The 12,866-nt window shown below is 64.3% G+C and carries 13 protein-coding genes; 2 read left to right on the top strand and 11 right to left on the bottom strand.

Features of this window, described 5'->3' with window-relative positions; all coding sequences use genetic code 11:
- Positions 1 to 8: 8 nt before the first annotated feature.
- The 3 genes from CBY09_RS17440 to guaB all read right to left on the bottom strand — a co-directional run bounded on the left by CBY09_RS17440 (position 9) and on the right by guaB (position 2,319).
- Positions 9 to 443, bottom strand: a complete 435-nt coding sequence (locus tag CBY09_RS17440; protein WP_094290861.1) for a type II toxin-antitoxin system VapC family toxin — start codon at positions 441 to 443, stop codon at positions 9 to 11.
- Positions 440 to 730: a type II toxin-antitoxin system Phd/YefM family antitoxin gene (locus CBY09_RS17435; RefSeq protein ID WP_094290860.1), complete on the bottom strand. Its 291-nt coding sequence runs from the start codon at positions 728 to 730 to the stop codon at positions 440 to 442. Before CBY09_RS17435 ends, CBY09_RS17440 begins: the two co-directional genes overlap by 4 nt.
- Before the next feature lie 113 nt (positions 731 to 843).
- The gene (gene guaB / locus CBY09_RS17430; RefSeq protein ID WP_094290859.1) at positions 844 to 2,319 is read right to left on the bottom strand and encodes an IMP dehydrogenase; all 1,476 of its coding nucleotides are present in this window, start codon (positions 2,317 to 2,319) and stop codon (positions 844 to 846) included.
- A 224-nt stretch (positions 2,320 to 2,543) separates the two neighbouring features.
- Between guaB and CBY09_RS17425 the strand changes: the two genes are divergently transcribed.
- The gene (locus CBY09_RS17425) at positions 2,544 to 3,092 is read left to right on the top strand and encodes a DUF4124 domain-containing protein (protein ID WP_094290858.1); all 549 of its coding nucleotides are present in this window, start codon (positions 2,544 to 2,546) and stop codon (positions 3,090 to 3,092) included.
- Between the two features lie 25 nt (positions 3,093 to 3,117).
- Here the strand turns inward: CBY09_RS17425 and CBY09_RS17420 are convergent, their stop codons facing one another.
- Together CBY09_RS17420 and CBY09_RS17415 are read right to left on the bottom strand one after the other, a co-directional pair.
- Positions 3,118 to 3,516, bottom strand: coding sequence for an RnfH family protein (locus CBY09_RS17420; RefSeq protein ID WP_420807459.1), 399 nt, complete (start codon positions 3,514 to 3,516; stop codon positions 3,118 to 3,120).
- Positions 3,509 to 3,949 (bottom strand): type II toxin-antitoxin system RatA family toxin, encoded by a 441-nt coding sequence (locus tag CBY09_RS17415; protein WP_063460724.1) that lies wholly within the window; start codon positions 3,947 to 3,949, stop codon positions 3,509 to 3,511. The genes CBY09_RS17420 and CBY09_RS17415 overlap by 8 nt, the downstream gene beginning before the upstream one ends.
- Positions 3,950 to 4,066: 117 nt before the next feature.
- On the opposite strand from CBY09_RS17415, the gene smpB reads away from it, so the two are divergent.
- Complete coding sequence (gene smpB / locus CBY09_RS17410) at positions 4,067 to 4,540, top strand: SsrA-binding protein SmpB (protein ID WP_094290857.1); 474 nt, start codon at positions 4,067 to 4,069, stop codon at positions 4,538 to 4,540.
- Positions 4,541 to 4,697: 157 nt separating this feature from the next.
- Here smpB and CBY09_RS17405 read toward each other — a convergent pair whose 3' ends face one another.
- The 6 genes from CBY09_RS17405 to infB all read right to left on the bottom strand — a co-directional run bounded on the left by CBY09_RS17405 (position 4,698) and on the right by infB (position 12,861).
- Positions 4,698 to 5,792 carry an enoyl-CoA hydratase/isomerase family protein gene (locus tag CBY09_RS17405; RefSeq protein ID WP_094290856.1) on the bottom strand — a complete coding sequence of 365 codons (1,095 nt, stop codon included), beginning with the start codon at positions 5,790 to 5,792 and terminating at the stop codon, positions 4,698 to 4,700.
- Positions 5,789 to 6,664 carry a DMT family transporter gene (locus tag CBY09_RS17400; protein ID WP_094290855.1) on the bottom strand — a complete coding sequence of 292 codons (876 nt, stop codon included), beginning with the start codon at positions 6,662 to 6,664 and terminating at the stop codon, positions 5,789 to 5,791. Before CBY09_RS17400 ends, CBY09_RS17405 begins: the two co-directional genes overlap by 4 nt.
- A gap of 101 nt (positions 6,665 to 6,765) precedes the next feature.
- The gene (typA, locus tag CBY09_RS17395) at positions 6,766 to 8,589 is read right to left on the bottom strand and encodes a translational GTPase TypA (RefSeq protein WP_094290854.1); all 1,824 of its coding nucleotides are present in this window, start codon (positions 8,587 to 8,589) and stop codon (positions 6,766 to 6,768) included.
- On the bottom strand, positions 8,586 to 9,584 hold the full coding sequence (gene truB, locus CBY09_RS17390; RefSeq protein WP_094290853.1) for a tRNA pseudouridine(55) synthase TruB: 999 nt from the start codon (positions 9,582 to 9,584) through the stop codon (positions 8,586 to 8,588). The genes typA and truB overlap by 4 nt, the downstream gene beginning before the upstream one ends.
- On the bottom strand, positions 9,581 to 9,961 hold the full coding sequence (gene rbfA, locus CBY09_RS17385) for a 30S ribosome-binding factor RbfA (protein WP_094290852.1): 381 nt from the start codon (positions 9,959 to 9,961) through the stop codon (positions 9,581 to 9,583). The genes truB and rbfA overlap by 4 nt, the downstream gene beginning before the upstream one ends.
- 32 nt (positions 9,962 to 9,993) lie before the next feature.
- Entirely contained in the window at positions 9,994 to 12,861 is a 2,868-nt protein-coding gene (gene infB, locus CBY09_RS17380) for a translation initiation factor IF-2 (protein ID WP_094290851.1), read from the bottom strand.
- Positions 12,862 to 12,866: the final 5 nt, after the last annotated feature.

The raw sequence follows: 12,866 nt of genomic DNA, 5'->3' as shown, positions 1-12,866 counted from the left end.
GTGGTCCGTCAGAGGCTGGAGAGATCAAGAAGCGGGACGCCGCTGCGCTGGGCGGCAGCGATCTGCTGGGGGTCGAAAGTGGCCAGCGGCAAGCGCAGCGAACGCGCCAGCCACAGGTAGGCCGCATCAAAGGTGGGCAGGCCGGTGTCGAGCGCCACGTCCATCACGGCCTTGTGCTGTGCGGGAGCCAGGTCGTGCAGCTCCACACGGTGGCGAATCGCTTCGAGCACGCCCCACAGGCCTTCAACCGATGCGGATGGAATGCGGCCGCTGTGCACGCCGCTGCTGATGAGGTTGCTGCATTCCCACTGCCAGAGGTTAGGCGCCTGCGGCTCAACCTCGTCGCGGCGGATCAGGGTGTAGAGGCGGCGGGTGTGTTCGCTGGCTGTGTCGGGCAGCAGCCAGGCGGCGGTGACGGAGGCGTCGAGGACGAAGGCGGTCATGCAGCGCTCCGGCCTTTGCGGCGCAAAGCATCCGGCGCTTCGCCTGCGGGGCGCAAAGTATCGGGGGAGTTCGCCCCGACTGCGGGGCGCACCGTGGCATGCAGCGCATCGATCTGGCCCAGCTCGCGGGCGATCTGCTCGTCGGTGATCACGGGGCGACGACGCACAGGCAGCATGCGCACCACCTCTTTGCCGTGGCGGGTGATGCGCACTTCCTCGCCCTGCTCGACTAGTTCGATCAGGGCGGAGAACCGGCTCTTGGCTTCGTAAATGCCGACAGACTGCATGGAAACGCGGACCCCAAAAATGAAAAGTCTGGCCTGAACAATTAATTCAGACCAGACTATATCACTCTGACCAGATTTTTCCAATCAGGCCAGATTGGATCAACAACGATCAATCAGTCAGCGCGGTAGTTCGGCGCTTCCTTGGTGATCTGTACGTCATGCACATGGCTTTCGCGGATACCGGCGGTGGTGATCTCGACGAACTCGGCCTTGTTGTTCATCTCTTCGATGGTCGCGCAACCGCAGTAGCCCATGGAGGCACGCACGCCACCTGCCATCTGGTAGACGATGGAAACCATCGAGCCCTTGTAGGGCACGCGGCCTTCGATGCCTTCGGGCACCAGTTTGTCGGCATTGGGGTTGCCGGTGCTCGATTCCTGGAAGTAGCGGTCGGCGCTGCCCTGTTGCATGGCGCCAATCGAGCCCATGCCACGGTAGCTCTTGTAGCTGCGACCCTGAAACAGGATCACTTCGCCGGGCGCTTCTTCAGTGCCCGCAAACATGCCACCCATCATCACGGTGCCAGCGCCAGCAGCCAGGGCCTTGGCGATGTCGCCGCTGTAGCGGATACCGCCGTCGGCAATCAGCGGCACGCCGGTGCCCTTGAGCGCGGTGGCAACGTTGTCGATGGCCATGATCTGGGGCACGCCCACACCCGCCACGATGCGGGTGGTGCAGATGGAGCCGGGGCCGATACCGACCTTGACGGCATCCGCACCAGCCTCGACCAGCGCCAGCGCTGCCGCACCGGTGGCGATGTTGCCGCCGATCACATCGATCTGCGGGTAGTTCTGCTTGACCCAGCGCACGCGGTCGATCACGCCCTTGCTGTGGCCGTGGGCGGTGTCCACCACGATGGCGTCCACACCGGCCTTGACCAGGGCTTCGACGCGTTCCTCGGTGCCCTCGCCCACGCCCACGGCAGCGCCCACACGCAGGCGGCCTGCAGCGTCGCGCGCCGCATTGGGAAAGCTGGTTTGTTTGGTGATGTCCTTCACCGTGATCAGCCCCTTGAGTTCAAAGGCGTCGTTCACGACCAGGATGCGTTCGAGCTTGTGCTTGTTGAGCAGCGCCTTGGCCTGTGCAGGCGTGGTGCCCTCTTTTTCGTTGACCGTGATGAGCTTCTCGCGCGGGGTCATGATCTGGTGGACCTTGACGTCGTAGCGGGTCTCGAAGCGCAGGTCACGGCCCGTGACGATGCCGACCACCTTGCCGCCGTCGCACACAGGGAAGCCCGAAATGCCCAGTTGCTCGGACAGCTGCAGCACCTGCAGCACCGTGTGCTCGGGGGTGATGACCACAGGGTCGCGCAACACACCGGATTCGTAGCGCTTGACCTTGGCCACGTGGGCGGCCTGCTCTTGCGCCGTGAGGTTTTTGTGCACGATACCAATGCCGCCCTCCTGGGCAATGGCAATGGCCAGACGCGCCTCGGTCACGGTGTCCATGGCGGCGGACACGAGCGGCAGGTTCAGCTGGATGTTGCGGGAGAGTTTCGTCGCGAGGGACGTGTCCTTGGGCAGGACCTGGGAGTACGCTGGCACCAGCAACACATCGTCGAAGGTGAGCGCTTTTCCAAGAAGGCGCATGAGAAAGCTCCAAAAAACGGATTGTACCCGTGCCGCGTATGACGCACTGCCGATACGCCCGTTCGCCCCGCCCCCAGCCCACTCCATTCCAGCCTCACCCGGCCCGGCGGGCTGCGCCGCCGGCATGGCGGCGCCATGGTGCCGCCACGCAGCACAGCAACCCAAAGTGGCCGTCCATCCCGCTGTACTGGCGGGTGGCGGGCCACACGGCTAAACTTGTTCGCATGAAAATGCACAAGACTCTCCTGCTGGCCGTGGCCTGCACCTGGGCCATGGGCGCGGCAGCGCAGTGGCAGTGGATCGACAAGGACGGGCGCAAGGTCTTCAGCGACCGCCCCCCTCCGGCAGATATCCAGGAAAAAAACATCCTGAAGCAACCCGGGGGCAGCCTCCCTGCCCGCCCGGTCCCCGCCCCGGCGGCCGGCACCGCCACTGGCGATGCGCCCACAGCAACGGCGCCTGCCACTGCAGCCGCGGCGGCCCCCAAGCCAGCTGCCAGTGCCGCAGGCAGCGGCAAGGACAAGGAGCTGGAAGAGAAAAAGGCCCAGGCCGAAGCCGCTGAAGCCGCCAAGAAAAAAGCGGAAGACGAGAAGATCGCGAAAGCCAAGGCAGAGAACTGCACCCGCGCCCGTGCCGCAAAAGCCGCGTTCGATGCAGGCAAACCCATCACCCAGACCAATGCCCAGGGCGAGCGCATTTTCCTGGACGGCCCCGCCCGCGCGGCAGAGGCCAAGCGCATCGATGGCATCGTCGCCTCGGACTGCGCGCGCTGAGCCGCATCGCTCAGCAGGTTCTGTCTCAATACCCCGACTTGCCCCCGGGGCGCTGGCGGGCGAACAGGCCGGTGGAGCGCGCGCCCTGGCGCGCGAAACGCTCCCGGCGCGCCACCTTGGGGTCCACTTTCAAGGGGCGGTAAACCTCCACACGGTCTCCGCGCTGCAGTGGCGCGTCCAGTGCCGCAGCCCGTCCCCACACCCCGACAAATGGTGCACCCATTTCTGTCATTTCTGCAGCCCCCGCCGGTGCTGGTGACGGCAACGGCGCAGCTCCAATGGCTCGCAGGGCATCGGCCACCGAGGCCCCATGGGGCAGATCCAACGTCCATTCGCGAGTCTCGCGTGGTGCCACACACACCACCACCGTGATCTGCATCGCGGGGAGTGCCTCGCCCGGTTCCCCGGTACTCACCTCAGCCATACACCTGTTCCGCCCGCTTCACAAAAGCGTCCACCATGCTGCCCGCGATGCGGTCAAATACCGGCCCCACCAGCGCCGCCAGGGCCGCACTGTCAAAGCCATAGTTCAGGAGCAGTTCCACCTTGCAGGCGCGCTGCTGGCCGTCACCCACGGGGTGGAAATGCCAGTCTCCGTCCAGGCGCGAAAACGGGCCCTTGACCAGATGCATCTGCACGCGGCGCCCAGCCTCGTGCGTGTTGCGCGTCACAAAAGTCTGGCGAATGCCGCCAAGCGCAATACCCACCTCGGCGGTCATGCCGTCCTCGGTCTGCTCGAGCACAGCAGAGCGATCGCACCAGGGCAAGAACTGCGGGTAGTGCTCCACCCCGGTGACCAGGGCAAACATTTCTTCGGGGCTGTACCAGATGAGGACGGACTTTTGAACGGTTTTCATGCAGACACTGCTTGCGCGGGGCCACGCAAGCGGGGGAGAAATTAGAATCGCTGCTCGCGAGACGACAACATTGTAGGGAGGCCTTTTATCTCCCCGTTTGCGCCGCATCTAAACCCAATGGCCAAGAAACCTGATCCCACGTCCCGCATTGCTGACAACAAGAAAGCGGCCTACAACTATTTTTTTGAAGAGCGCCACGAGGCGGGCATGGTGCTGCACGGCTGGGAGGTGAAGGCGCTGCGCGAAGGCAAGGTGCAACTGACCGATGGCTATGTGCTCATCCGCGACGGCGAACTGTTCCTGCTGGGCTGCCTGATCCACCCGCTCAAGACCGCCTCGACGCATGTGAACCCCGAGTCTGCACGCACCAAGAAGCTGCTGCTCAAGAAGGACGACATCAAGCGGCTGATCGGCAAGGTCGAGCAGAAAGGCTTCACCCTGGTCCCGCTGAACCTGCACTGGAAGAACGGTTTCGTGAAGTGCGAGATCGCGCTGGCCAAGGGCAAGGCCGAGCACGACAAACGCGACACCATCAAGGACCGCGAAGGCAAGCGCGAGGTCGAGCGCGCGATGAAAAGCCACAACCGGTAACCCGCGCAGCGTGGCGGGTCTGTAGCCGAGCGCAGCAGCATCAGCCCGTCATCTCTCGCCCCCGGCCATGTGGCCATGGCTTGGCCGCCCTGTTGCAAGCAGCGGCTCTGAGGGCATCAGAAACCGCGCCCCCTCAGGGCTACCAAGCCCTCTGCCCTCAGACCAGCGCTGCCAGCGGGTGGGAATGTGCCGGCCAGGGGCTGGCAAAAAACGGTGCCACCATCTCAGGCGTCACGTCTTCGATGCGTGCTGGGTTCCACTTCGGCGCGTGGTCCTTGTCCACCGCCAGGGCGCGGATGCCCTCCACGGTCTCGCTCTGGCCGGGGCGCAGGTAGAAGCAATGACGCACCATGTCGCGTTCCATGCGCAGGTCGTCGGCCAGGCCCATGCCGCGCGCGCGGCGGATCTGTTCCAGCACCACGTTCAGCATCAGCGGCGAGCGCTTGCGCAAGGTGGCTGCCGTGGCATGCGCCCAGTCGCTGTCTGCGGACTCCAGGGCCGACACGATCTCACCCACGGTGGGCAGCGCAAAATATTGGTCAATTTGGCCCTTTGCACCTGACAGCATTGACTCAATTGCTATAAATTTTGAAGCAACATAGTCTTTGATGGCGGCGCCGCTGGCAAAGGTTTGCGTCGCCAGGGCGTCCCACACGGCCGCCTGCTGGTCGGCGGGCAGGCAGCCATCGGCCAGTTGACTGTCGATGGCATCACCGGCACCGATGGTGTCGCCCGTCAGGGCCAGCCATTCGCCCACGCGGCCCGGGCAGCGGCTGAGGAAGTAGCCGCCCCCCACGTCAGGGAACAGGCCAATGGCCGTTTCGGGCATGGCCATCTTGGTGCGCTCGGTCACCACGCGCAGGGCTGCACCCTGGCTGATGCCCATGCCGCCGCCCATCACGATGCCGTCCATAAAGGCAATGTAGGGCTTGGCGTAGTTGTGGATCAGGTGGTTGAGGGCGTACTCCTCGGTAAAGAAGTCTTCGAGCTGCGGGTTGCCCTGGCTGCCCGCCTGGTGCAGAAAGCGGATATCGCCGCCCGCGCAGAAAGCGCCAAACGGGCCTTCCTTGTTGCTGCCACGAATGGCCACCGCCAGCACCCGCGCATCGTTCTGCCATGCCAGCAGGATGCCCATCAGGTCACGCACCATGCCGAGCGACAGGGCATTGAGCGCCCGTGGACGATTCAGGGTGATGAAGCCCACCTGGCCACGCACTTCGCTCAACACTTCAGACACAACCGTCTCCGTCATTTTTGTTCCTTCCAACCCAACAGTTCATTGAAAACCAGCGCACCGATGACCAGTGCGCCGCCAGTCAGCACGGCGGGGGCAGGCTTCTCGCCCGCCCCCAGCCATGCCAGCAGGATGCCGAAAATCACTTCCAGCAAACCCAGCAGCGCCATTTCTGGCGCCTTGAGCACCCTGCCGCAGCGCACCGCCAGCACGCAGGGAATCGCCAATTGCACCACGCCCAGCAAGGCCAGCAGCCCCAGGTCGGATAAAGATGCCTGAAACGGCAACGCCAGCGGCAAGGTGGCTACCACCGAGATCACCGCCCCCACCAGCACCGCCGGCACCAAGTCCACCGCATGGCCATGGCGCTGCGAGTGCTGCACCACCGTCCAGTTGACCGCTGCCGCCACCGGCACGCACAGGGCCACCAGTGTGCCCAGCAACGGCAGGCCTGCCATTTGCGAACCGTACATCCAGCCAATGCCCAGCCCTGCCACCGCAATGGCAGCCCAGGTGCGCGGAGCAATGTGGTGGCCGATGAACACGCGCGCGAACAGCGCCGTGAGCAAGGGGCCCACCGACATGGTCACCAGCACGTTGGCCACTGGCATCAGCACCAGCGCCACCATGAACGCCGTGAACATCACGCTCCAACACACGCCCGAAATCCACAGCGCGCGCCCGCCATGGCGCATGGAGGCAAACACCGCCCGACCCTGCAGCATGGGCAGGATGACCAGCAGCGCCAGCAGCGTGAACAAGCTGCGCCAGAAGGTCACCTCAAAGCTCGCCGCGTGCTCCAGGTGGCGCGTGACCACACCGGCGATGGACCACATCAGGGTCACGGCCACCATCAGCACCACGGCGCGGGAGTGTGTGAGTTTCAACATGGGCTCAAGATTGCAGACGGAAAAAAGGCCACTGCGCTGCAGTGGCCCTTTTCGGATACGGTCAGTCTATCGATCCATCGATGGACCGACCCACCGATCCATCAGGAACGGGCAGCGCGCTTGCGCTCGTTTTCGGTCAGGTGGCGCTTGCGCAGGCGCACGGACTTGGGCGTGATCTCGACCAGTTCGTCGTCCTCGATGAATTCCACGCCGTATTCGAGCGTAAGGTCGATCGGGGGCGTGATCTTGATCGCGTCTTCCTTGCCGGACACGCGGAAGTTGGTCAGCTGCTTGGTACGCGTGGCGTTCACCACCAGGTCGTTGTCACGGCTGTGGATGCCGACGATCATGCCTTCGTACACGGGATCGTTGGCCTTCACGAACATGCGGCCACGGTCGTCCAGCTTGCCCAGGGCGTAGGTGAAGATTTCACCGTCGTCCATGGAGATCAGCACACCGTTCTTGCGGCCGCCGATGTCACCCTTGTGCGGCTCGTAGCTGTCGAAGATGTTGCTGATGAGGCCCGAACCGCGCGTCAGGTTCAGGAATTCGTTGGTGAAACCGATCAGGCCACGGGCCGGGATGCGGTATTCCAGGCGCACGCGGCCACGGCCGTCCGACTCCATGTTCACCAGCTCGCCCTTGCGCTCGCCCAGGGCTTGCATCACGCCGCCTTGGTGGCCTTCTTCGATGTCAGCCGTCACCAGCTCGATAGGCTCGTGCTTGACGCCATCGATGTCCTTGAACACCACGCGGGGCTTGGACACGGCCAGCTCGTAGCCTTCGCGGCGCATGTTTTCGAGCAGGATGGTCAGGTGCAATTCGCCCCGGCCCATCACTTCGAACACGCCTTCTTCGTCGGTCTCCTTCACGCGCAAGGCCACGTTGTGCTGCAGTTCCTTTTGCAGGCGGTCCCAGATCTGGCGGCTGGTCACGAACTTGCCTTCACGGCCGGCCAGGGGCGAGGTGTTCACGCAGAAGTTCATGGTCAGCGTGGGCTCGTCCACCTTCAGCATGGGCAGCGGCGCGGGGTTGGCGGGGTCGGTCACGGTCACGCCGATGCCGATGTCTTCAATGCCGTTGATCAGCACGATGTCGCCCGGGCCTGCCAGGGGGGTCTGCATGCGGTCCAGACCCTGGAAGGTCAGCACCTGGTTCACGCGGCCCTTGGTGGTCTTGCCATTGGGCCCTTCCATGACCAGCACGTCCTGTGCGGGCTTGAGCGTGCCTTGGCTGATGCGGCCGACACCGATGCGGCCCACGAAGCTGGAGAAATCCAGCGCCGAGATCTGCAGCTGCAGGGGGGCGTCAGGGTTGCCGGAGTTCGGTGGCACGTGCTTGAGGATGGTGTCGAACAGGGCCGACATGTCGGGGCCCCACTGCTCGCCGGGCGCGCCTTCTTCCAGCGACGACCAGCCGTTGATGCCCGATGCGTACACGACGGGGAAGTCGAGCTGCTCGTCGGTGGCACCCAGCTTGTCGAACAGGTCGAACGCAGCGTTCACCACCTTGTCGGGGTTGGCACCGGGCTTGTCCACCTTGTTCACCACCAGGATGGGGCGCAGGCCCAGGGCCAGGGCCTTCTTGGTCACGAAACGCGTCTGGGGCATGGGGCCCTCTTGCGCGTCGATCAGCAGCACCACGCTGTCCACCATGGACAGCGCACGCTCCACTTCACCGCCGAAGTCCGCGTGACCAGGGGTGTCCACGATGTTGATGTGCGTGCCCTTCCAGCTCACGGCGCAGTTCTTGGCCAGGATGGTGATGCCACGCTCTTTTTCAATCGCGTTGTTGTCCATCACGGTATCGACGACCTTTTCGTGGTCGGCAAAGGTGCCGGACTGGCGCAGCAGCTGGTCCACCATGGTGGTTTTGCCATGGTCAACGTGGGCAATGATGGCGATGTTGCGGATCTGTTTAGTCATAGTTTTTCCAATGTGCCGCTGGTTTGCACGTGCGGCTTGCTTTCCAAGATTTGTTGAATTTCCAGCGGACTCAGGAGCCGGCCCGGCACCAGTTCCCCGCCAGCAATATGGCCTACCCCCAGCAGCGCCGGGGGGCTTTCTCCAAACACCGCCACCGCGCTGGCATCCGGCCAGGCCCCACGGCGGCGCACGCCCGACAGGAAACGAGCGGCATTGTCGCTGTCCAGCGTGACACGTGTGTGCCCGGCCAGCAAGGACTCGGGGGCCTCCAGGCTGGCAATGCGTTCGGCCTCGGGCATGGCCTCCAGCTGCGCCAGCGTGACGCAGCGCTCCACACCGATGCCACCAGTGTCGATCCGGCGCAGAAAACTGAGGTGCGCCCCGAAGCCCAGTGCAGCACCAATGTCCTCACCCAGGGTGCGGATGTAGGTGCCTTTGCTGCAAGTCACTACCATTTTGATAGCGAATAGCGCTTGATCAGTGCGCGTGAGTGCCAGTTTTAATGCATGAATGACCACATCGCGCGGCTCACGCTCCACTGTGACACCGGCACGCGCGTACTCGTACAGCGCCTTGCCGTCCTTCTTGAGCGCGCTGTGCATGGGTGGCACCTGGCGGATGGAGCCGGTGAACTGCTGCTGCACGGCAGCTAGGCGGTCGGGGGTGAGCTGGGCAGGATCCACCTCGCGACGCTCCAGCACCTCGCCCTCGGCGTCGCCGGTGGTGGTGGTGATGCCCAGCACGGCAATCGCCTCGTACGTCTTGGCGGCTTCGAGCTGCAGCTGGCTGAACTTGGTGGCTGCACCAAAACACAGGGGCAATACACCCGTGGCGAGCGGATCAAGCGTGCCGGTGTGGCCCGCTTTTTCGGCGCGCAGCAGCCATTTCACCTTTTGCAAGGCGTCATTGCTGGACAGGCCCAGGGGTTTGTCGAGCAGCAGCACTCCGTGCACCGGGCGCCGCTGCACCCGGATGCGGGGAGCGCGCTCGGTCATGTTTCCTCGTCGTCTTTGGAGCGGGAAGCCACGGCGCGCGCAATCAGCGCATTCATGTCGGCGGCACGTTCGGAGGTGCGGTCGAACACGAAGTGCAACGTGGGCACCGTGTGGATATGAAGGCGCTTGAACAGGCCGTTGCGCAAGAAGCCAGCCGCCTGGTTGAGCGCCGCCTGGGTTTCCACCGGGTCACCCGTCAGCAGGCTGAAGAACACCTTGGCGTGGGCGTAGTCGGGGGTCACCTCCACGCCCTGCAGCGTCACCATGCCCACGCGCGGGTCTTTCAACTCGCGCGCGATCAGCTCCGTCAGATCGCGCTGGATCTGGTCGGCCACCTTGAAGGCGCGGTTGGGAGTGGCGGATTTCTTCGCAGCCATGTCGTAGTCGTCGCTCTCGTCGTCGCCTCGCCTTACAGCGTGCGTGCGATTTCCTTGATTTCAAAGAACTCGAGTTGGTCGCCTTCCTTGATGTCGTTGTAGTTGCGCAGCTTGATACCGCACTCGAAGCCTTCCTTGACTTCCTTGACATCGTCCTTGAGGCGGCGCACAGACTCCACTTCGCCGGTGTAGATGACCACGTTGTCGCGCAGCAGGCGGAACTTGCAATTGCGCGTGACCTGGCCGGAGGTGACGTACGAACCCGCCACCGTGCCGATCTTGGAAGCCACGAACACGGTGCGGATCTCCGCCGTACCGATCGCTTCTTCGCGCTGCTCGGGGGCCAGCATGCCGGACATGGCCGCCTTCAACTCATCCACGGCGTCGTAAATGATGTTGTAGTAATGCAGGTTCACGTCGCTCGACTCGGCCAGCTTGCGCGCACCGGCGTCGGCACGCACGTTGAAGCCGATCACGATGGCCTTGGAGGCAATCGCCAGATTCACGTCGGACTCGCTGATGCCGCCCACGCCAGCGTAGACCAGCTGCACGCGGATTTCCTCGGTGGAAAGCTTGAGCAGCGAGGCTGCCAGCGCTTCCTGCGAGCCCTGCACGTCCGCCTTGATGATGATGGGCAGGGTCTGCACCTCGCCTGCGGTCATCTCGGAGAACACGTTCTCCAGCTTGGCTGCCTGCTGCTTGGCCAGCTTGGTGTTGCGGAACTTGCCTGCACGGTAGGTCGCGATTTCGCGCGCACGGCGCTCGTCGGACAGCACCATGAACTCGTCGCCGGCCTGGGGCACATCCGACAGACCCTGGATTTCCACCGGGATCGACGGACCGGCCGTCTTGGCGGGCTTGCCGTTTTCGTCCAGCATGGCGCGCACGCGGCCCGAGGTCTGGCCCGCCAGCACCACATCGCCCACCTTCAGCGTACCGGACTGCACCAGCACCGTGGCCACCGGGCCGCGGCCCTTGTCGAGCTGGGCTTCGATCACGAGACCCTTGGCCAGGGATTCCACCGGGGCCTTGAGTTCAAGCACTTCGGCCTGCAACAGCACCTGCTCCAGCAGGTCGTCGATGCCCATGCCGGTCTTGGACGACACAGCCACAAAGGGCGAATCGCCGCCATACTCTTCAGGCACCACCTCTTCAACCACCAGCTCCTGCTTGACGCGGTCGGGGTTGGCATCAGGCTTGTCAGCCTTGGTGATGGCCACCACGATAGGAACACCCGCCGCCTTGGCGTGCTTGATGGCTTCCTTCGTTTGTGGCATCACGCCGTCATCGGCAGCAACCACCAGGATCACGATGTCGGTAGCCTGAGCGCCACGGGCACGCATGGCCGTGAAGGCCTCGTGACCGGGGGTATCGAGGAAGGACACCATGCCGCGTGGCGTTTCCACGTGGTAGGCACCGATGTGCTGCGTGATACCGCCCGCTTCGCCCGCCGCCACCTTGGCGCGGCGGATGTAGTCCAGCAGCGAGGTCTTGCCGTGGTCCACGTGGCCCATGACGGTGACCACCGGAGCGCGTGGCAACAGTTCGGCGTCCTTCTGGCCCGAATCGTCGTCGGTGAAGGCTTCGGGGTCATCCAGCGCAGCCACCACGGCCTTGTGGCCCAGCTCTTCCACCACGATCATCGCGGTGTCCTGGTCCAGCGGCTGGTTGATGGTGACCATCTGGCCCATCTTCATCAGCGCCTTGATGACTTCGGACGCCTTGATCGACATCTTGTGCGCCAGCTCCGCCACCGTGATGGTTTCGGGCACATGCACTTCAATGATGCGCGCCTCGACCGGTGCCGACTGCTGGTGATCGTCGCGCTGGTCGCGGCCGTCGCCACGGCGGCCACGCGGGCCACCACGCCAGTTGTTGCGGCCCACGCCACCGCTGCTGTCGCCGCGGGTCTTGATTTCCTTCTTCTTGGCCGTGTCATTGGCCCAGCTGGAGGACAGCTTGGCCGACTTGACTTCCTTGCCCGAACCCGGGGCAGCACCGGCACCGGCCGGGGCTGCAGCCCCTGCGCGCGGGCCACCCGTGCCAACGGCGGGCTTGTGCAGCGTGCCTTTCTTGGCGTCACCCACCGCTGCAGGCTTGGCTGCGGGCTTGGGTTCTTCGGGCTTCTTGGCGACCATGACCGCCTTCTTGGGCGTGGCCATCATGGCGCGGATGGCTTCTGCCTCAGCCAGGGCCTTGCGGCGGCGCTCCTCCAGATCGCGGGCACGGGCAGACTCTTCGTCCGCACGGGCCTTGGCTTCTGCCTGTGCCTTTTCGCGGGCTTCGGTCTGCGCAGCAGCGCGCGCAGCAGCCTCGGCTGCCTGCTCACGGGTAGCCTCTTGCTTCACGGCGGAGGCTTGGGCCTTCTTTTCGGCTTCCTGGGCGGCATAGGCGGCGGCGCGCTCTTCGGCTTCGCGTTCACGCTTCTCGCGGGCTTCGCGCTCGGCACGCTTCTCGGCCAGTTCGGCTTCCTGGCGGCGGATCAGCTCGGCCTGGCGGCGGGCTTCCTCTTCGCGGCGGGCCAGTTCCAGGTCTTCGCTCGACACAGCGGCTTCTTCGACAACCGCAGTTGCAGTCTCGGCAGCCGCTTCAGCGCCTTCATCCCGCTGGATGAACGTGCGCTTCTTGCGCACTTCCACCTGGATGGTGCGCGCCTTGCCCGTGGCGTCGGCTTGCTTGATCTCGCTGGTGGACTTCTTCACCAGGGTGATCTTCTTGCGGTCGGCAGAAGCCGTGCCATGGCTGGCTTGCAGGTACGCAAGCAGCTTCTGCTTGTCCGACTCGGTCAGTGCGTCGGAGGGGGCAGCCTTGCCCACGCCCGCAGCCTTGAGCTGGTCGAGCAGGGTTTCAGGCGATTTTTTGAGTTCTGTTGCGAACTCGGCGACAGTGTTACTGGACATATGTG

The sequence above is a fragment of the Acidovorax kalamii genome (genome assembly GCF_002245625.1).
Lineage (GTDB): Bacteria > Pseudomonadota > Gammaproteobacteria > Burkholderiales > Burkholderiaceae_C > Acidovorax > Acidovorax kalamii.
The sequence above is the reverse complement of the archived record's forward strand: the minus strand, read 5'-3'. Positions and strand labels throughout refer to the sequence as shown.